This window comes from Massilia sp. 9096 (genome assembly GCF_000745265.1).
Classification (GTDB): Bacteria; Pseudomonadota; Gammaproteobacteria; order Burkholderiales; family Burkholderiaceae_D; genus Telluria.
The window spans coordinates 916,929-935,699 of the sequence record NZ_JQNN01000001.1 but is presented as its reverse complement, the minus strand read 5'-3'; the positions used below and the strand labels follow the sequence as shown (position 1 = coordinate 935,699).

Genomic DNA, 18,771 nt, shown 5'->3' with positions numbered 1-18,771 from the left:
ACGCACCATGCAGATTCCAGACATCCCCATCGACGAAGCGCGCCGCCTGGCCGCGCTGCACGCCACCCAACTGCTCGGCAGCCCGCCGGAAGACGCTTTCGACCGCATCACGCGCATGGCCGCGCGCCTGCTGCACGTGCCGATCGCGCTGGTGTCGCTGGTCGACCAGGACGTCCAGTGGTTCAAGTCGCGCTGCGGCCTGGACGCCACCGAGACCGCGCGCGACATCTCGTTTTGCGGCCACGCGATCCTCGACCACGTGCCGCTGGTGGTGCCGGACGCCCAGCTCGATGCGCGCTTTGCCGACAATCCGCTGGTTACCGGTCCGACCCAGGTGCGTTTCTACGCCGGCGTGCCGCTGTACTCGATCGAGCACCAGCCGATCGGCACCCTGTGCGTGCTCGACCACGTGCCGCGCTACTTGAGCGAGGAGGAGCTGGACATGCTGCGCGACCTGGCGCGCATGCTCGAGGGGCTGATCCACCACCGCCAGCTGGCCAGCGCGGCCCAGTCGCTGCGCGCGCAGGTGCACGCCGGTGCCGCCGACCCGGCCCTGCTGGAGGCCGCCGGCCGGGTCGAGTTCCTGCTCAACCACGACGCGCTGACCGGCCTGGCCAACCGCCAGGCGCTGGCGCGCGCGATCGAACAAAACCTGGCGGCCTGGCGCGCACAAGGCACGCAGGCGCTGGTCGCGGCCCTCAACCTGGACAAGTTCAAGCGCGTCAACGAGCAGCTCGGCCACCATGCCGGCGACAACGCCCTGGTCGCGATCACGCACAGCCTGCAGGGCCTGCTGGGTCCGGGCGACCTGCTGGCGCGCGCCGGCAACGACGAATTCGTGCTGCTGCTGCCCGGCCTGGGTGACGACAGCGCCGCGCGCGACCGCCTGCGCCAGCTGCTGCAGGCGGTGCAGCGCGAGCTGCCGGCCCCGGGCGGCGCGCTGCCGCTCAGCTTGCCCCTGACCTGCAGTATCGGCTACGCCATCTTCCCCGAGGACGGCGCCGACGGCGACGCGCTGCTCAACAGCGCCGACATGGCGAGCCGGCGCGCCAAGGAATTCGGCGGCGGCCAGATCCAGCGCTTTTCCGAGGCATTGCGCCGGGCCGCCGAGCGCAAGCTGGCGCTCGAATCGCAGCTGCGCCATGCGATCGGCAACGGCGAGCTGTACCTGCAGTACCAGCCCAAGATCGAACTCAAGACCGGCACCGTGGCCGGCCTGGAAGTGCTGGTGCGCTGGCGCCATCCCGAACACGGCCTGGTCTCGCCCGAGGAGTTCATCCCGGTGGCCGAAGAGTCGGGGCAGATCGTGGCGATCGGCGAATGGGTGCTGCGCAGCGCCAGCGTGCAGGCACGGCGCTGGATCGAACAGGGCATGCCGCGGGTGCCGGTCGCGGTCAACCTGTCGGCGCGCCAGTTCCTGCACACCGACATCGTCGCCACCGTCGAGGGGGTGATGCGCGAGACGCAGCTGCCGCCCGGCCTGCTCGAACTCGAACTGACCGAAAGCATGTCGATCGACGACCCGGCCAGAAGCGCCGCGCTGCTCGGGCGCCTGCGCGCGCTCGGGGTGACGCTGAGCATCGACGACTTCGGCACCGGCTACTCGAGCCTGAGCTACCTGAAGCGCCTGCCGGTGCACAAGCTCAAGATCGACATCTCGTTCGTGCAGGACATCTGCCAGAGCAGCGAATCGCTGGCGATGGTGAATGCGATCATCGCGATGGCGCACAGCCTGCGCCTGGGCGTGATCGCCGAAGGGGTCGAGCACCGCGAGCAGATGGAGTCGCTGCGCGCCTCGGGCTGCGACCAGATCCAGGGTTTCTACTTCAGCCGCCCGCTCGACGCCGAGGCTTGCGCCGCCTACGTCCGGCGCCATGGCGGGCCCGCGCCTGGCCTTGCACACGATTAGCGCCCCACCATTGTGCAATTCTGTACAAAACGATAAAATTGAAACGATGCGTTGCCTAAAACCCGCGCGCATCGTTCACTTTTTATTGCATCCAATACCAAGCATGCGTTATTCGAGCAACCACAAAGCCGAGACCCGCCAGCGCATCATCGACGAAGCGTCGCGGCGCCTGCGCAGCGACGGCATCGACGGCACCGGGCTGGTGCCCCTGATGAAAGCGCTCGGCCTGACCCACGGCGGCTTCTATGCCCATTTCGAGTCGAAGGACGCGCTGGTCCAGGCCGCGCTGGAATTCGCCGCCGGCCAGTCGCTGGACAAATGGCAGGGCCCGGATGCGCCCGCCGACGTCGCCATCCTGATCGACCGTTACCTGTCCCCCCGCCACCGCGACAATCCGGGCGACGGCTGTCCGCTGCCGACCCTGAGCGCCGAACTCGGCATACGCGGCCGCCCCAGCCCGACCTCCGACATGCTGGTCGAGCAGATGAGCGCGCGCCTGGCCGAGGTCGAGGTGCGCGCCGCGCCGGCGGACCAGGGCCTGGTGGCGCTGGCGATGCTGGTCGGCGCCCTCACGCTGGCGCGCGCGGTGGCCGACGGCGACACCTCGCAGCACATCCTGGACGCGGCGCGCGCCGCCCTGCACCCGCCGCCGCTGGACTGTCCACTGGCCAAGGCTGGCGCGGCAGGCAATCCAGCGCCGGCCGTGCCAGCGACGCAGGAAGAAACTCAGGGATAACGCACGGGCCGGCCCGGCAGGTCGGGCAGCGGAATGAACTCGGTCTCGCCGGGTACGTCGTCGAAGCGGCGCGCGCGCCAGTCTTCCTTGGCCTGCTCGATCCGGTCTTCGGAACTCGAGACGAAGTTCCAGGTCAGGTAGCGCGGACCGTCCATCGGCTCGCCGCCGAGCAGCATCACGCGCGCGCCCTTGCCCGCATTGGTCCCGCCCGCGGCGCTGGCCGTGAAACGCGCGCCGGGCTTGAACACGACCAGCTGGCCGGCCTCGAACACGCCGTCGCGGCCGAGGTCGAGCGCGCCCTCGACCACATACGCGGCCTGTTCGGGATACTCGGCCGGCAAGGTCAGGCGCGCGCCCGGCTGCAGCACCAGGTCGACGTAGAACATCGGCGACTCGACCGCCACCGGCGCGCGCTTGCCGAAGTATTCGCCGGCGATGACGCGCGCGGTCACGCCCTCGCCTTCCAGTTCGGGCAGCGCATCGGCGCCGAAGTGGGCGAAGGCGGGATCCTTTTCTTCCTTCGCTTTGGGCAGCGCGACCCAGCACTGCAGGCCGGACAGGACCGAGCCGGCGGCGCGTTCGTGCGCGCCGGTGCGCTCGGAGTGGACGATGCCGCGCCCCGCCGTCATCCAGTTGACTTCACCCGGCTTGATGTCCTGCACGGTGCCGAGGCTGTCTCGGTGCGAGATCTCGCCCGACAGCAGGTAGGTCACGGTCGACAGGCCGATGTGCGGATGCGGGCGCACGTCGATGCCGCGCCCCGGCTGGAACAGGTGCGGCCCCATCTGGTCGAGGAAGACGAAGGGACCGACCATGCGCCGGTCCTTGTGCGGCAAGGCGCGCCGCACGTTGAAGCCGTCGCCCAGGTCGTGGGTGCGCGGCACCACGATGGCCTCGATGCCGGGGTCGAAATCGTCGTTATTCAGTTCGGTGCTCATGTCAGATGGTCTCCGTGGTGATGTCGATCTTGCCGGACAGGGTCTTGTGGACCGGGCAGTGGTTGGCGACGTCGGTCAGGCGCGCTTTTTGCGCCTCGTCGAGGGCGCCGACGTATTCGAGGCTGCGGTGCAGCGCGTAGGCCTGGCCTTGATGGCCGTGGCGGATGCCGACTTTGACCTCGTCCAGCGGCCAGCCCTTGCGGCGCGCGTACAGGTTGACGGTCAGCGTGGTGCAGGCCGCCAGCGCCGCGGCCAGGAGGTCGTGCGGCTCGGGGCCGCTGTCTTCGCCGCCGGATGCCGGCGCCAGGTCGGTCAGCAGGCGGTGCCTGCCGATCTCGATCACCTGCTGCAGCGGGCCTTGGCCGCGGTGCGTGGTCACTTGCATGTCGGTCCCCTTGTCTCTCCAGTGCGATGGAAAGGATTATGGACGCCGCCGCGCCGAAAGGAAAACGAGTTATTTCCCTTGCAATCATCGATTTTTTCGAAGCTGGGGAATGACGTCGGCGCCCAGCTCTTCCAGCTGCCCGGCGACCGGGCGCGCGCCCTGCAGGTTGAGCAGCATGTGCGCCACGCCCAGCGCGGCCATGCGCTCGAAATAGCCGAGCAAGGCGCGGCTGCCGGCGCGCAGGCCGAGTTCGAGCGGCTCGGCCGGCGCGTCCGCGTCGTCCAGCAATTCCAGCTGCAGCGACTGCACGAAGGGTTTGCGCGCCCCGCCCGCGCGCTCGGTCAGCGCGCGCCGCCACAGCGCGATGCGGCCCTGCTGGCGCGCCTCCTCGCGGTGGTAGGTCGCCCAGGCGTCGGCGTTGGCGGCAATCCATTGCAGCGACTGGCGCGCGCTGCCCACGGCCATCATCGGAATGCGCCGCGCCGGCGGGGGGTGCGGGAGAAAGCCGCCGGTGGCGTCCAGCAGCATGGCGCGGGCGGCCGGATCGTCGCCCACCTCATCTGCGGGCGCCAGCGCGGCGCGCAGCAGCCCCCAGCGTTCGCGGAACAGGATCTCGGGCGCGGCCACGGCGCCGAACGCGGTCAGCTCCTCGGGCCGGTCGCCGGAACCGAGGCCGAGGATCAGGCGCCCGCCGCTGAGCCGGTCGAGCGACCAGGCCGCCTTGGCCACGTGCAGCGGGTGGCGCAGCGGCAGCACTGCCGCCGCCGTGCCGATCGCCACGCCGGGCGCGGCGGCCGCCAGCGCCGCCAGCCAGATGAAGGGATCGTCCAGCACCGCCGCCTCGCGCGTGCTGCCCTGCGGGACGACCAAAGGGACGTCGCGCGCGCGCGCGCGGCGTCATCAGCCCGAGCGTGAGGTGGCCGGCGCCGAGCACGCGGGTCCAGGCGCGGTTGAAGCCGTGGCCGGGCGCGGCGGCGTCGAAGGTGTCGTTCAGCATGTGCGCTCTCTCATGCGCCAAGCTTACCGCCTGGCGAACTTTCGTGCCGAAAAGGCGCGCCTGCTGCCGCACGGCGCCCTCGCCGAGGTGATCAACGCCGGCATCCTGGTCTTCATGCAGGGGTGAAGACGGGTGAGAAAGCCGGGCTTTTTTGGTAGCATGCCGGAATGCTCAGAATCAGCCTCGATGCCCTCCTCACCGTCGACACCATCGCCCGCCGCGGCAGCTTCTCGGCTGCGGCCAAGGAACTGTTCCGGGTGCCCTCGACGATCTCGTACACCGTCGCCAAGCTCGAGGAAGACCTCGGCGTGCAGATCTTCGAGCGCTTCGGCCCGCGCGTGGTGCTCACCGCCGCCGGCGAGGAGCTGCTGCGCGAAGGCCGCTACCTGCTCAAGGCCGCCGGCGACCTGGAAAGCCGGGTACGCCGGGTCGCTTCCGGCTGGGAGACCGAATTCACGCTCGGGATGGATTCGGCCCTGGCCCCGCTCGGCCTGCAGGACGACATCCGCGCCTTTTACGAAGCGGCCGACCAGACCCGCCTGCGCATCGTCAAGGAAGCCCTGTCGGGCGCCTGGGAAAGCCTGCTCGACCGGCGCGTCGACCTGCTGGTCGGCGCCGCCGGCGAAGGCCCGTCCGGCGGCGGCTACACGGCCGAGCCGATCGGCACGCTGCGCTTCGTGTTCGCGGTCGCGCCCACGCATCCGCTGGCCGCCATCGGGCGCCGCCTGGACAAGGCCGACCTGGCCGAACACCGCGCGGTGTCGGTGGCCGATTCGGTGCGCCTGCTACAGGCGCGCACGGTGGGCCTGCTGTTCGGCCAGGACACCTTGAGCGTGCCCGACATGCAGACCAAGTACGACTTCCAGCTGGCCGGCCTGGGCTTCGGCTTCCTGCCCGAACCCTGGGCGCGCCCGGACATCGATCGCGGCCGCCTGGTCGAAAAGGAAGTCGAGGAGCCCAAGCCGGACGAAACCCTGTACATGGCCTGGCGCAGCGGCGAGGAAGGCCAGGCGCTGCGCTGGTGGCGCGAGCGCCTGCGCGCCTGCCCGCCGGTGGAGCGCATGCTGGCGCTCAAGGGCAGGTTGAACCACCCCTGAAGAGCAACTAGGCGCGGCGCGCGCGCGCGCGCTCGAGGATACCGCCCAGCTCTTCCAGGCCGGCCGGCTTGGTCAGGTGGGCGTCGAAGCCGGCGTCGTCGGAACGGCTGCGGTCCAGTTCACCGCCCCAGCCGGTCAAGGCCACCAGCAGCGTGCCGGCCATCTCCGGCAAGGAGCGGATCTGCTTGGCCACCTCGTAGCCGTTCAGGCCGGGCATGCCGATGTCGACGATGGCCAGGTCCGGCTTGTCGGCGACGATCTTGCGTACCGCGCTCAGGCCGTCGTGCACGGCTTCGGCCCGGTGCCCGATCGCTTCCAGCACGCTGCCGAGCATGAACGCGGCGTCGACGTTGTCGTCGGCCACGACGATGCGCAGGCCGGCGTCGGCGCCGGCCGCGGCGGCGCCGTCCCGGCGCGGGGCCGGCAGCGCCGCCACGGCGTCCTGCGGCAGCGGCAGCGTGAGCGTGAAGGTGCTGCCCTGGCCGGGTCCTCCGCTCTCGACGCCGATCGTCCCGCCGTGCATCTCGACCAGGCTGCGCACCAGCGACAGGCCGATCCCCAGTCCGCCCTGGGCGCGGCCCATGTTGCGCGAGACCTGGCTGAACATGTCGAACACGTGGCGCCGTTCCTCGGCCGCGATGCCCAGGCCGGTGTCGCTGATGGCCACCAGCGCCGCGCCGTCCTCCTGGCGCAGCGCCACGCGGATGCGGCCGCCACCGGGCGTGTACTTGACCGCGTTGGTCAGCAGGTTGCCCAGGATCTGGGCCAGGCGCGTGGCGTCGGCGTCCACCGCCAGCGCTTGCGCCGGCAGCTCGACGGCCAGCACGTGGCCGGCCGCCTGGACCGCCGGGGTGGCCGCTTCGACCGCGTTCCTGATCGCCTCGCGCAAGTCGATGCGCTCTTTTTTCAACTCGATCTTGCCGCTGTTGATGCGCGAGACATCCATCAGGTCGTCGATCAGGTGCACCATCTGCTTGAGCTGGCGGTCCATCATGTCCAGCACCCGCTCGTTGCCCTGGCCGGCCGGCGCCGCCTGGCCGTTGCGGCCCGCCATGCGCAACAGGTCCAGTCCGGTGCGCATCGGCGCCAGGGGATTGCGCAGCTCGTGCGCCAGCGTGGCCAGGAACTCGGTCTTGCGGCGGTTGGTCTCGGACAGGTCGGCGGCCAGCTGGCGCAGGCTTTCCTCGGCGCGCTTCTTGGCGGTGACGTCGGTGAACAGGATCGCCAGGCGGCGCTCGTGCGGCTCGCCCATCGGCGTGGCGTACACGTCCCACCAGTAGCCCATCGCCGCCGAATGCTCGGTGAAGCGGGCCGGCTCGCGCTGCAGGGCCACGCGGCCGTACAGCTCGATCCAGCGCGATTCGATGTCCGGCACCATTTCGCGGATGGTCTTGCCGGCGGCATTGACCAGCCCCGACTGATCCTCCAGCGCGCGGTTGACTTCCTCGAAACGGTAGTCCACCGGCTTGCCGTCATCGTCGACCAGCACCTGCACGATCGCGAACGCCTCGTCCATCGAGGCGATCAGGGTGCGGTAGCGCTCCTCGGCGACGCGCAGCGCGTCCTGGGCCTGGCGCTGGCTGGTGACGTCGAGCAGGACGCCGGCCATGAACTCGGGCCGCCCGCGCGCATCCAGCTCGAGCCGGCCGCGTACGCTGACCCAGCGCCAGCTGCCGTCCTGCTGGCGGATCCGGTAGCTGGCGCGGTACGGCGCGCCGGTGTCGATCGCGCGCTGGATCTCTTGCGAGACATGGTCGACGTCGTCCGGATGGATCGGGTCGAAATAGGTGGCCAGCGGCGCGCCGTCCATCATCGAATCCTCGACGCCGAACAGCTTGGTCAGGTTGGCGTCGCCGATGATGCGGTCGTGCTGGATGTCCCAGACCCAGGTCGCGACCTCGCCCGCGCTCAGGGTCGCCGTCAGGCGCCGGCGCGCCTCTTCCAGCGTTTTCTCCATCTGCTTGCGCTCGGTGATGTCGGCCGCGGTGCCGATGATGACACCCGATTGCGTCGCCCCGGTGACGCCGGTGAGTTCGATCCAGCGGATCTCGTCCACCCCGCTGGCGCGGATGCGGCAGACCACGTGGAAGCGCTGGCCGTCTTCGATGCTGGCGCGCAGCGCCGCGCGGAAGGCCTCGACATCGTCCGGGTCCAGGCGCTCGGCCACGAACTGTGCGCCGTTCTCGATCGCGCTACCGGGCGGCAGGCCGAAGATACGGTACATCTGCTCGTTTTCCCAGGTGCCGCTGTCGTGCTCGACGTTCCAGGTCCAGATGCCCAGGCGCGCCGCCTCGGCCGCCACGCGCAACTGCTCCTCGGCCTTGCGCACGCGCGCCTGCGCGGCTTCGGCGACGCGGCGCCGGCCCTGTTCGGATGCGACTTCGCGCAGCGCATCCTGGGCATCGTGCAGCGCCGTGACGTCGTTCATCGAGATGACGGCGCCCAGGATGTCGCCGGCGGCGTCGCGCAGCGGCCGCCCCGAGACTTCCACCTGGCGGCTGCTGCCGTCCGCGCCCTGCACCAGGATCGGGGTGGCCTGGACCCGCTCGCCCTGCAGCGCGCGGTACAAGGGCAGCTCCGCCACGCTCAGCAGGGCCGAACCGTCGGCGCGGAACAGCTGATAGCGGCCGGCCCATTGATCGGGCGGCAAGTCGGTCTCCTCGACTCCGTGGATCGCGCGCGCGGCCTCGTTGAAGAAGGTCAGGCGGCCCTGGTTGTCGCAGGCGACGATGCCGTTTTCCACGCTTTCCAGCACCGCGCCCAGGAACGAGCGCTGCTCGGAATCGGCGCTGCTGGCCTTGCCGCTGCGGTTGCGCTGCTCCGAGTAGGCTTCGCGCATGATCTTGCCGAAGCCGAGCAGCGTGCGGCCATCCTCGGCCAGGATCTTGCTGACCACGCCATCGCAGAACACCACGCTGCCATCCTTGCGCTGGTGCCAGCGCACGTCCGACGAGCGGCCCAGCGTGACGGCGGTATTCAGTTCGTTGCGGTGGGCGTCGGTCTGCACGTCTTCCGGCGTATAGATCAGCGTGGCCGGCTGTCCCACCGCTTCTTCGGCGGACCAGCCGAGCAGGCGCGCGGCGCCGGTAGACCAGTCGACGATGATCCCGTCGGCATCCATGACGATCATCGCGTGTTCGATCGCATTGTTGGCGAGGAGCTGGAAGCGTTTTTCGGGAGCGATGCCGTGCATGAATGTGCGTGCGAATGAGGATGAATGCGCCGGATCGATGCCGCCTCGGCGAATCCGATATGATATAACGTCCAGGCAATCCTGGCATTACGATTGCAATCACAAACCGCCGCGCGCGCTTGCCTTGCGCCGTCGGGACAGCAGGATGTGTATTATTTGTCTACAAGCCGGACCGAGCAGGCCGGCGCAGGGGCGCGCACAGGCCCGTGTCATGCGGATCCGCGCGCGAACATCGGCCTTCATTCGCCTGCTGCCGCAGCCGGGCGCCATTTGTCACCGAGCGGTCACATTCGGCCTCTACACTCGCTTGTCGCGAATGAAATATTGTCAAGCATGGAAATGAAGTTGAAACCGGATGAAGCGGGTACCATCGTGCCGATGGAAAGCCCGGCCCAGTTCCTGAACCGGGAGCTGTCCCTCCTCGAATTCAACCGCCGCGTGCTCGAGCAGGCCGAGGACCCGTCGGTGCCGCTGCTCGAGCGCCTGCGCTACCTGTGCATCGTCAGCAGCAACCTGGACGAATTCTTCGAGGTGCGCGTGGCCAGCATCCTGGCCACCCACGAGCACCAGGCCGGCGTCGACCCGGGCCGGGTCAACCTCGACGGCGTCAGCGAGGAATCGCGCCAGATCATCGCGCGCCAGTACGCGCTGCTGAACAACCAGATCCTGCCGCAGCTGTCCGAGAACGGCATCCACCTGCTGCGCCGCGCCGACCGCAACCCGGCCCAGAAAGCCTGGGTCAAGCAGTACTTCGACAAGGAAGTGCGTCCGCTGCTGACCCCGGTCGGGCTGGACCCGGCGCACCCGTTCCCGCGCGTGATCAACAAGAGCCTGAACTTCATCGTCGAACTGGCCGGCAAGGACGCCTTCGGGCGCGGCACGGCGATCGCGATCATGAAGGCGCCGCGCGTGCTGCCGCGCGTGATCCGCCTGCCGGACGAGCTGTCCGACAAGCCCGGCGCGTCCTACTGCCTGCTGTCCTCGGTGATCCAGGCGCACATGTCGGACCTGTTCACCGGGCGCGAAGTGATCGCGTATTCGCAGTTCCGCGTCACCCGCAACAGCGACCTGTGGGTCGACGAGGAAGAGGTCAAGAACCTGCGCCAGGCGCTGCAGAGCGAACTGCACAGCCGCAACTACGGCTTCGCGGTGCGCCTCGAGGTCGGACGCAGCTGCCCGCGCCACCTGGCCGACTTCCTGCTCGACCAGTTCTCGATCGAGCGCTCGCGCCTGTTCGCGGTCGACGGGCCGGTCAACATGGGCCGCCTGCTCGAGATCGCCAACAGCAATGCGCGCGCCGAACTGAAATTCCCGCCCTTCACCCCGGGCTTCCCGGCCAGGCTGCTCAACCCGCACGACATCTTTTCGGTGCTGAGCAAGCAGGACGTGCTGCTGCACCACCCGTTCCAGTCGTTCCAGCCGGTGATCGACTTCGTGCGCTGCGCCGCGGCCGACCCGAACGTGGTGGCGATCAAGCAGACCATCTACCGCGCCGGTTCGAATTCCGAACTGATGGAAGCGCTGATCGGTGCCGCCCAGCGCGGCAAGGAAGTCACCGTCATCGTCGAGCTGATGGCGCGCTTCGACGAGGAAGCCAACATCAACTGGGCCGAGCGCCTGGAGGAAGCCGGCGCCCAGGTCGTGTACGGCGTGGTCGGGCTGAAAACCCACGCGAAGATGGCGCTGGTGCTGCGGCGTGAGCCCGGCGGCCTGCGCCGCTACGCCCACCTCGGCACCGGCAACTACAACCCGACCACCGCGCGCTTCTACACCGACTTCGGCTTGCTGACCTCGAGCGAGGCGCTGACCGCCGACGTCAACGAGGTCTTCATCCACCTGACCAGCCTGACGCGCCCGACGCAGCTGGACAGCATCTGGCTGGCGCCGTTCTCGCTGCAGAAGGAAATCGTGCGAGCGATCCGCCAGGAAGCGGCGATCGCCAGGGAAGGCAAGCCGGGCCGCATCATCGCCAAGATGAATTCGCTGACCGATGAATCGGTGATCCGCGCGCTGTACGACGCCTCGCGCGAAGGCGTGCGCATCGACCTGATCGTGCGCGGCGCCTGCGCGCTGCGGCCCGGCGTGCCGGGACTGTCGGAGAACATCCGGGTGCGCTCGATCGTCGGGCGCTTCCTGGAACACAGCCGCATCTTCTACTTCCGCAACAAGCTGAAACACGACGTCTATCTCAGCAGCGCCGACTGGATGAACCGCAACCTGTTCCGGCGCGTCGAAGTCGCCTTCCCGGTGCTGGCGCCGGCGCTGAAGAAACGCGTGATCAAGGAAGGCTTGCAGGTCTACCTGAAGGACAACGTCAATGCCTGGGAGCTCGGCAGCGACGGCCGCTACCGCCGCCGCAAGCCGCGCGGCAGCCAGTCGCCGCACAGCGCCCAGCAAATGCTGATGGACATGCTCGGCACCCAGGCCGACAAGGAAAAAGACAAGGAGATCGCGAATGGAACTGATCCTGTGGCGCCACGCCGAAGCTGAGCCGCACACGCCGGACCAGCTGAGCGACCAGCTGCGCATCCTCACGCCAAAGGGATCGCGCCACGCCTCGCGCGTCGGCGCCTGGCTGGACCGCCAGCTGCCGGCGCAATGCCGCATCCTGTCCAGCCCGGCCACGCGCTGCGTCCAGACCGCCGAGGCGCTGGGGCGCAAGTTCCAGACCGTGGACGCGCTCAACACCGATTCGAGCGCCCAACGCATCCTGCAGGCGGCCGGCTGGCCGGATGCGAAGTCCCCGACCGTGGTGGTCGGGCACAGCCCGCTGCTCGGCCAGGTCGCGGCGCTGATCTTCTCGGGCGCGGCGCACGACTGGAAGATCCGCAAGGGCAGCGTGTTCTGGATCGCCAACAAGGGCGAGGACGATCCGGCGCCGTTCGTGCGGCTGGCGGCGGGGCCGGACATCATCGGCAAGCTGCGCTGACGGCGCCGGGGCGATTGCTGGTACCATGCCGGCGATGCCCGACACCCTCTCCTCTTCTTTCGACGCCATCGTGGCCGGCAGCGGCCCGGGCGGCGCCATGGTCGCGCGCGAGCTCGCGCGCGCGGGGGCACGCGTGCTGCTGCTCGAACGCGGCGGCGACGCCCCCTTGCGCGGCACGCTCGGCCAGATGGCGCAGGTCGCCGCCATGCCCGGGCGCGGCGCCTTCCTGCACCGCGACGCCTCGCTGCTGGTGCGCGCGCTCACCGTCGGCGGCACCTCGACGCTGAACTTCGCCACCGCCGCGCCCCCGCCGGCCGCGCTGTTCGCCGCGCACGGCATCGATCTCGCACCGTTTCTCGCCGCGCTGCGCGCCGAACTGCCGATCGCACCCCTGCCCGACGACCTGGTCGGCCCGCTGGCGCGCCGCATCGCCCTCGGGGCCGAGGCCGCCGGGCTGCCGTGGCGCAAGCTCGACAAGATGATCCGCCCGCAGACCTGCCGCGCCGGCTGCTGGCGCTGCGTCTACGGCTGTCCGTTCGGCGCCAAGTGGAGCGCGCGCGACCTGGTCGACGACGCCGTGCGCCATGGCGCCACCCTGCTCGCGCGCGCGCAGGTCACGCGCGTGCGCGTGGAGGCCGGGCGCGCCGCCGGCGTCGAAGCGCTCGTCGACGGCCGGATGCGCGTGTTCACGGCGCCGCAAGTGGTGCTGGCCGCAGGCGGCATCGGCACCCCGCGCATCCTGCGCGCATCGAACCTGCTGGAGAGCGATCCACCCTTCTTCAGCGACCCGGTGGTGGCGGTGATGGGCAGCGTCGACGACCTGGCACTGCGCGACGGCGAAGCCGGTGGCGCCGAAGTGCCGATGGCGGCCGGCGCCAGCTTCGATGACGAGGGCATCGCGCTGGCCGACCTGACCCTGCCCAAGCCCATGTACCAGGCCTTCGCGGCCCAGGTCGGGCGGCTGGACCGCCTGGGTGCGCACGGGCGCACGCTGGCGATCATGGTCAAGATCCGCGACGAGGTCGGCGGACGCGTCGGCGCGCGCTGGGTCGACAAGACGCTCACGCGGCAAGACCGTGCGCGCTTCGCCCACGGGTCGAAGATGGCGCGAACGATCCTGCGCGAAGCCGGCGCGCGCCGCGTGTTCCAGAGCTGGCACTTCGCCGCCCATCCCGGCGGCGGCGTGCCGATTGGCGCGGCGCTGGACGCCGACCTGGGCACCGCGACGCCGGGCTTGAGCGTGTGCGACGCCTCCGCGATTCCGGGGCCGTGGGGCTTGCCGCCGACGCTGACGCTGCTGTGCCTGGGCATGCGCCTGGGCGCCCGCCTGGCGGTGCGAGGCTGAGCCGGCGCCGGGCTCGCCGTTTCACATCTGGCTTACGCGCCACAAGGGCGTGCGGACCAGCTCCGGCAGATTGGTGATGAGTTTTTTCATCCGGAATTTGCGGTCGTCGGGCAAATCGTCGAGCCGCGACAGCGTACTGGCGGCAACGTCGAAATCGCCATGCGAGAACGCCGCATTGAACAGGTCGATACGGCGCCGCCTGAGGCTCGAGCGCACTTCGTCGCGGTAGCGCTGGGCGGCATCGTGCCGCTGCAAGGCGAATTCGAGGATCTCGATTTCCCCTTTGACCTGTCGCATCGGCGTCGCCGAGATGTTCCCGTCATGTTTTCGTACGCGCGCGAGCGGCCGCGTGCACAGCGCAACCCGGCCTTTATCGATCACGCGCAGCGTGAATTCCAGGTCTTCGCTGCCCACGCCTTTGAAACGGGGATCGTAGCCGCCAATGGCGTCGAAAAACGTTTTACGAAACACGGCGCCGGTCGGAAACAGCGGCTGGTAACGCATCAGCCGGGCGTACAGGTCTTCGATATCGAAACAAAATGCGCCGTCGTAGCGCACGTCCATGAAAAACTCCGGCGGCGCAGTCTTGAATTTGTCCAGCTGGATGCCTTGCTCGTCGAATGTCCGGAAATTGCAGTACAAGGCATCGATATCCGGATGCGTTTCCAGCCATGCCGTCGTGCTTGCGACGAAATCGGCTTCGAGCAGGTCGTCGGAATCGCACAAGGCGATATGGCTGCCCCTGGCGGCGGCGTCACCGGCATTGCGGGCGCGCTGAACGCCGCCGTTTTCCAGGACGATCGATCGGATCCGGTCGCGGTAGCGTGAAAGCACGGCTTGCGTATTGTCGGTCGATCCATCGTCGACCACGATGATTTCATGGAAAGGGATCGTCTGCGCCAGCGCACTTTCGATCGTTTCCGCGATGAGCTCGCCGCGGTTATAGCAAGGAATGACTAGGCTGATGCGAATCGTCGACATGACACTCTCCCACGGTTTGGAAACTGGCGATAGCAGCCAGACATCGTTCCCACGTGTCCGATCTTAAATGAAATGCATCGGCGCCGACCACATCGACAATGTAAATAACCATCAAGAAAATCGATTCGCTCAGCGCGGCGCGTTGGCGCCCGGAATACATGAATGCAACCACTATACACATAAACAATTGCATTTTCGATATTTCCCTGACATGATTAGGCGATTGTCGATGTGGTTCCGTTTCCCGCCCCGATGCAAGACTGATTCATCCCGATTCAAGCCTTAGCGAAAGCCATTCATGACCACTGCCTCCACCTCCGACGCCGCCGCGATCTACGCTACCCTGAGCGAGATCCTGCGCGACACCTTCGACAACGACGACCTGGTCGCCACCCCGACGATGACGGCAGCCCAGGTCGAAGGCTGGGACAGCATGGGCAACGTGCGCCTGTTCCTCTCGATCGAGCAGGAATTCGGCGTGCGCTTCAACGCCAGCGAAATCGGCGGCATCAAGAACGTCGGCGAACTCGTCGCGCTGCTGCAGCAAAAGACCGGCCGCTGAGCCGTTTCCCGGCGCGTTTCGCCTGCGCGACCCGCCAGTACGATCTGCCGACTCATCCGATCGATTTCTCCGCGAGGCTTTGCATGAAGCTGAAGGACCTCCCATGGCTGGCGGCGCCGGCCATTGATTTTCGCGCCCAGGTGCGGGCGCTGCGCCAGCAGGACAGCGTCGACGAAGCCGCGATCCGCCGGCTCGCCACGGGCGCGCTGAGCCTGCCCCAGCTCGAGCTGCTGGCGCGCGTGGTGCCCAAGGCAGCGCTGCCACAAGGCGCGGCGCCGCTCAAGCTGGCGCTGCTGTCGAACGCGACCACCGATCTGCTGTTGCCGGCGATCGCGGCGAGCGCGCCGCGCCACGCGATCTGGATCGATCCGGCCGACGCGCCGTTCGGCGCCTTCGTCAGCGAAGCCTTCGACCCCGGATCAGCCACGCACCGGCGCCGCAACGACGTCGTCGTCCTCGCGCTGGACTACCGGGCCTTTGATTTCGCGCCCTGCACGGGCGACCTCGAGCAGGCCGAAGCGCGCGTCGACGGTGCGCTGCAGACGCTGCGCCAACTGGTGCAGGCATTCCAGGCCGCGAGCGGCGCGATTGTCGTGGCGCAGACGCTGGCGGCGCCGCTGGCCACGCTGTTCGGCAGCCTCGACGGCCAGCTGCCCGGCACGCTGCAATGGATGATCGAACGCTTCAACGCACGCCTGCGCGCCGGCGCGGTGGACGGCGCGACCATGTTCGACGTGGCCCAGCTGGCGGCATCAAGCGGCCTGGACGAATGGCACGACCCGGTCCAGTGGAACATCGGTAAATTCCCGTTCAGCCACGACCTCGTACCGCTGTACGCCGACGCCCTGTGCCGCCTGGTCATGGCGGCCAAGGGCAAGGCCAGGAAGTGCATGGTGCTCGACCTCGACAACACGCTGTGGGGCGGGGTCATCGGCGACGACGGCATGACCGGCATCGTGCTGGCCCAGGGCGATCCGGTCGGCGAAGCCTTTCTTTCGATCCAGCGCACCGCGCTGGCCCTGCGCGAGCGCGGCATCGTCCTGGCGGTGTCGTCCAAGAACGACGAGGCGGTCGCGCGCCAGGTGTTCCGCGAACATCCCGACATGCTGCTGCGCGAAGAGCACATCGCCGTGTTCCAGGCCAACTGGAAGGACAAGGCGAGCAACCTGCGCGCGATCGCGGACACGCTGAACATCGACGTCAGCGCGCTGGTCTTCCTCGACGATAACCCGGCCGAGCGCCAGCAGATCCGCCTCGAGCTGCCGGAAGTGGGCGTGCCCGAGCTGCCGCCCTCGCCCGAGTACTACCCCGCCATGCTGCTCGCGGCCGGCTACTTCGAAGCCGTGCAGTTCACGCCGGAAGACCGCATGCGCGCCGCCCAGTACCAGGACAACGCGGCGCGCAGCGCCGCGCTCGGCGCCGCCTCCGACATGGGCGCCTACCTCGAGTCGCTGGACATGACGGCGCACGTGGCGCGCTTCGACGAAGCCGGACGCGCGCGCATCGCCCAGCTGATCAACAAGACCAACCAGTTCAACCTGACCACGCGCCGCTACGGCGAAGCCGAGGTGGCCGCGTTCGAGCGCGACCCCGACGCCTTCGGCCTGCAGGTGCGTCTGCAGGACCGCTTCGGCGACAACGGCATGGTCAGCGTGGTGCTGTGCAAACGCGAAGGCGAACGCTGGCTGATCGACACCTGGCTGATGAGCTGCCGCGTGCTCAACCGGCGCCTCGAGGAACAGGTGCTCGACGTGCTGGCCGCGTGCGCGCGCGCGCACGGCATCGCCCAACTGGTCGGCCTGTACCGCCCGAGCGCCAAGAACGGCATGGTCAAGGATCACTACCGCAAGCTCGGCTTCACGCCGGCCGGCGAGGGCGACGAAGGCGATACCTGGACGCTGGACGTCGCCGCCTGCGCGCCGCGCGCGCTGCCGATCGCGCTCACGCTGGGCGCCGGCATGGACGCCGCCGACACAGCGGCCGCATCCGCCGCATCAGCCGCATCCGCCGAATCCGTGCTGGGCTGAGCCATGCTGTTCAATTCCTACGCCTTCATCTTCGCTTTCCTGCCGCTGACCGTGCTCGGCTACGCGGCCGTCAACCGGCTCGGCTCGCGCCGCGTCAGCCTGGGTTGGCTGATCCTGTGCTCGATGGTGTTCTACGGGATCTGGAACCCGCTGAACATCGCGCTGATCCTGCCGTCGATCGCGGCCAACTACGCGCTGGCGCTGGCCATCCGCGCCCAGCTCGGCAAAGGCGATGCGGGGCAGCGCGTTGCCGGCGCCCTGGCGACGCTGGGCGTGGTGCTGAACCTGTGCTTCCTCGGCTATTTCAAGTACAAGAACTTCTTCCTCGGGACCGTCAACGACGTCGCCGGCACGCACTTCCTGTTGACCGAGGTGATCCTGCCGCTCGGTATCTCGTTCATCACCTTCCAGAAGATCGCCTTCCTGGTCGACGTGCGCGCCGGTGCGGTGCGCGACTTCGACCTGTTCGACTTCCTGACCTTCGTGTTCTTCTTCCCGCAGCTGATCGCCGGCCCGATCGTGCACTACCGCGAGATGATGCCGCAATTCGCCCGCATCGACAGCCGCCTGCAGGCCGACAACCTGGCGGTCGGCGCGACCCTGTTCGCGCTCGGCCTGTTCAAGAAAGTGGTGCTGGCCGACGGGATCGCGCCGTCGGTGCACGGCGCCTTCGCCGCCGCCGCCCAAGGCGAGACGGTGTCGTTCTTTCCGGCCTGGATGGCGGCGCTGGCGTACACGCTGCAGATCTACTTCGACTTTTCCGGCTACTCCGACATGGCGATCGGCCTGGCGCGCCTGTTCGGCATCAAGCTGCCGGCCAACTTCAATTCGCCGCTGAAGGCCTCGAGCATCATCGAGTTCTGGTCGCGCTGGCACATCACGCTGACGCGCTTTCTGACCGCCTACGTCTACACGCCGATGGTGATGTCGCTCACGCGCAAGCGCATGGCGGCCGGCAAGCCGGTCATCGGCCGCAAGCGCCCGACCCTGGGTGCGTTCGCGGTACTGCTGTGCTGGCCGACCGTGTTCACCATGTTCCTGTCCGGCTTCTGGCACGGCGCCGGCTACACCTATCTGGCGTGGGGCATCCTGCATGGCGTCTACCTGAGCGTCAACCACGGCTGGCGCCAGTGGCGGCCGAAGTGGAACACGCCGGCGCAAAAGGCCGCCTACGAGCGCATCATGAAACCGATCGGCTTCGTCCTCACATTCCTGTGCGTGGTGGTCGCGATGGTGCTGTTCCGCGCGCCCGGCATGACCTCGGCGCTGCACGTTCTGCACGGGATGACCGGCCTGGACGGGGTGACGGTGCCGATGGCGCTGCTCAACCACGGCGGCGCGCCGGCGCGGCTGCTCGGCTGGCTGGGCATCGGCGGCGACGGCAGTTCGGGCGCCGCCTTCGCCAGCGCCTGCCTGTGGATCGCGCCGCTGCTGTTCATCGCGCTCGCGCTCCCCAATTCGCTCGAGCTGCTGGGCCGCTTCGCCCCGGCGCTGTACTTCGAGGCGCCGGCGCCCGCCGCAGTCCCGACATCGAGCGGCCGCTGGCGCCTGGCGCCCGGCGGCATGCGGGTCGCGTGGAACGCGCGCTGGGCCGTGCTCAGCGCCGCCCTGTTCGTGTGCGGCGCGCTCGGCCTGAGCCGGCCGAGCGAATTCCTCTACTGGCAATTCTGAC

At 68.8% G+C, this 18,771-nt stretch carries 14 protein-coding genes; 9 read left to right on the top strand and 5 right to left on the bottom strand.

The window, feature by feature from the left end; translation table 11 throughout:
- Positions 1-7 precede the first annotated feature (7 nt).
- Both FA90_RS04115 and FA90_RS04110 read left to right on the top strand, forming a co-directional pair.
- Positions 8-1,909, top strand: a complete 1,902-nt coding sequence (locus tag FA90_RS04115) for a bifunctional diguanylate cyclase/phosphodiesterase (RefSeq protein WP_051971405.1) — start codon at positions 8-10, stop codon at positions 1,907-1,909.
- Between the two features lie 103 nt (positions 1,910-2,012).
- On the top strand, positions 2,013-2,645 hold the full coding sequence (locus tag FA90_RS04110) for a TetR/AcrR family transcriptional regulator (RefSeq protein ID WP_081933628.1): 633 nt from the start codon (positions 2,013-2,015) through the stop codon (positions 2,643-2,645).
- Here FA90_RS04110 and FA90_RS04105 read toward each other — a convergent pair.
- From FA90_RS04105 to FA90_RS04095, 3 genes are all read right to left on the bottom strand, one after another.
- Positions 2,636-3,583 (bottom strand): pirin family protein, encoded by a 948-nt coding sequence (locus FA90_RS04105; protein ID WP_036166232.1) that lies wholly within the window; start codon positions 3,581-3,583, stop codon positions 2,636-2,638. The genes FA90_RS04110 and FA90_RS04105 overlap by 10 nt on opposite strands.
- 1 nt (position 3,584) lies before the next feature.
- Complete coding sequence (locus FA90_RS04100; protein ID WP_036166230.1) at positions 3,585-3,968, bottom strand: OsmC family protein; 384 nt, start codon at positions 3,966-3,968, stop codon at positions 3,585-3,587.
- A gap of 84 nt (positions 3,969-4,052) precedes the next feature.
- On the bottom strand, positions 4,053-4,838 hold the full coding sequence (locus FA90_RS04095; protein ID WP_051971404.1) for an LLM class flavin-dependent oxidoreductase: 786 nt from the start codon (positions 4,836-4,838) through the stop codon (positions 4,053-4,055).
- A 294-nt stretch (positions 4,839-5,132) separates the two neighbouring features.
- Between FA90_RS04095 and FA90_RS04090 the strand changes: the two genes are divergently transcribed.
- The gene (locus FA90_RS04090; protein ID WP_036166228.1) at positions 5,133-6,062 is read left to right on the top strand and encodes a LysR substrate-binding domain-containing protein; all 930 of its coding nucleotides are present in this window, start codon (positions 5,133-5,135) and stop codon (positions 6,060-6,062) included.
- Positions 6,063-6,069: 7 nt separating this feature from the next.
- On the opposite strand, the gene FA90_RS24765 is transcribed toward FA90_RS04090, so the two are convergent.
- A complete protein-coding gene (locus FA90_RS24765) occupies positions 6,070-9,255 on the bottom strand; it encodes a PAS domain S-box protein (protein ID WP_051971403.1) in 3,186 nt (1,061 codons plus the stop codon).
- A 333-nt stretch (positions 9,256-9,588) separates the two neighbouring features.
- Here FA90_RS24765 and ppk1 point away from each other — a divergent pair, with 333 nt between their 5' ends.
- Genes ppk1 through FA90_RS04070 form a run of 3 tightly spaced genes read left to right on the top strand, consistent with a single transcriptional unit; the run spans position 9,589 to position 13,529 of the window.
- The gene (gene ppk1, locus FA90_RS04080) at positions 9,589-11,745 is read left to right on the top strand and encodes a polyphosphate kinase 1 (protein WP_036166226.1); all 2,157 of its coding nucleotides are present in this window, start codon (positions 9,589-9,591) and stop codon (positions 11,743-11,745) included.
- Positions 11,711-12,184, top strand: a complete 474-nt coding sequence (locus FA90_RS04075; protein WP_036166223.1) for a histidine phosphatase family protein — start codon at positions 11,711-11,713, stop codon at positions 12,182-12,184. Before ppk1 ends, FA90_RS04075 begins: the two co-directional genes overlap by 35 nt.
- 34 nt (positions 12,185-12,218) lie before the next feature.
- Positions 12,219-13,529, top strand: coding sequence for an FAD-dependent oxidoreductase (locus FA90_RS04070; protein ID WP_036174013.1), 1,311 nt, complete (start codon positions 12,219-12,221; stop codon positions 13,527-13,529).
- A gap of 21 nt (positions 13,530-13,550) precedes the next feature.
- Here the strand turns inward: FA90_RS04070 and FA90_RS04065 are convergent, their stop codons facing one another.
- The gene (locus FA90_RS04065) at positions 13,551-14,510 is read right to left on the bottom strand and encodes a glycosyltransferase family 2 protein (RefSeq protein WP_036166221.1); all 960 of its coding nucleotides are present in this window, start codon (positions 14,508-14,510) and stop codon (positions 13,551-13,553) included.
- A gap of 298 nt (positions 14,511-14,808) precedes the next feature.
- Between FA90_RS04065 and FA90_RS04060 the strand changes: the two genes are divergently transcribed.
- The 3 genes from FA90_RS04060 to FA90_RS04050 all read left to right on the top strand — a co-directional run bounded on the left by FA90_RS04060 (position 14,809) and on the right by FA90_RS04050 (position 18,770).
- Complete coding sequence (locus FA90_RS04060) at positions 14,809-15,072, top strand: acyl carrier protein (RefSeq protein WP_051971401.1); 264 nt, start codon at positions 14,809-14,811, stop codon at positions 15,070-15,072.
- Between the two features lie 83 nt (positions 15,073-15,155).
- A complete protein-coding gene (locus FA90_RS04055; protein ID WP_051971399.1) occupies positions 15,156-17,099 on the top strand; it encodes an HAD family hydrolase in 1,944 nt (647 codons plus the stop codon).
- A gap of 3 nt (positions 17,100-17,102) precedes the next feature.
- Entirely contained in the window at positions 17,103-18,770 is a 1,668-nt protein-coding gene (locus FA90_RS04050) for an MBOAT family protein (RefSeq protein WP_036166218.1), read from the top strand.
- The last annotated feature ends 1 nt before the right edge of the window (position 18,771 follow it).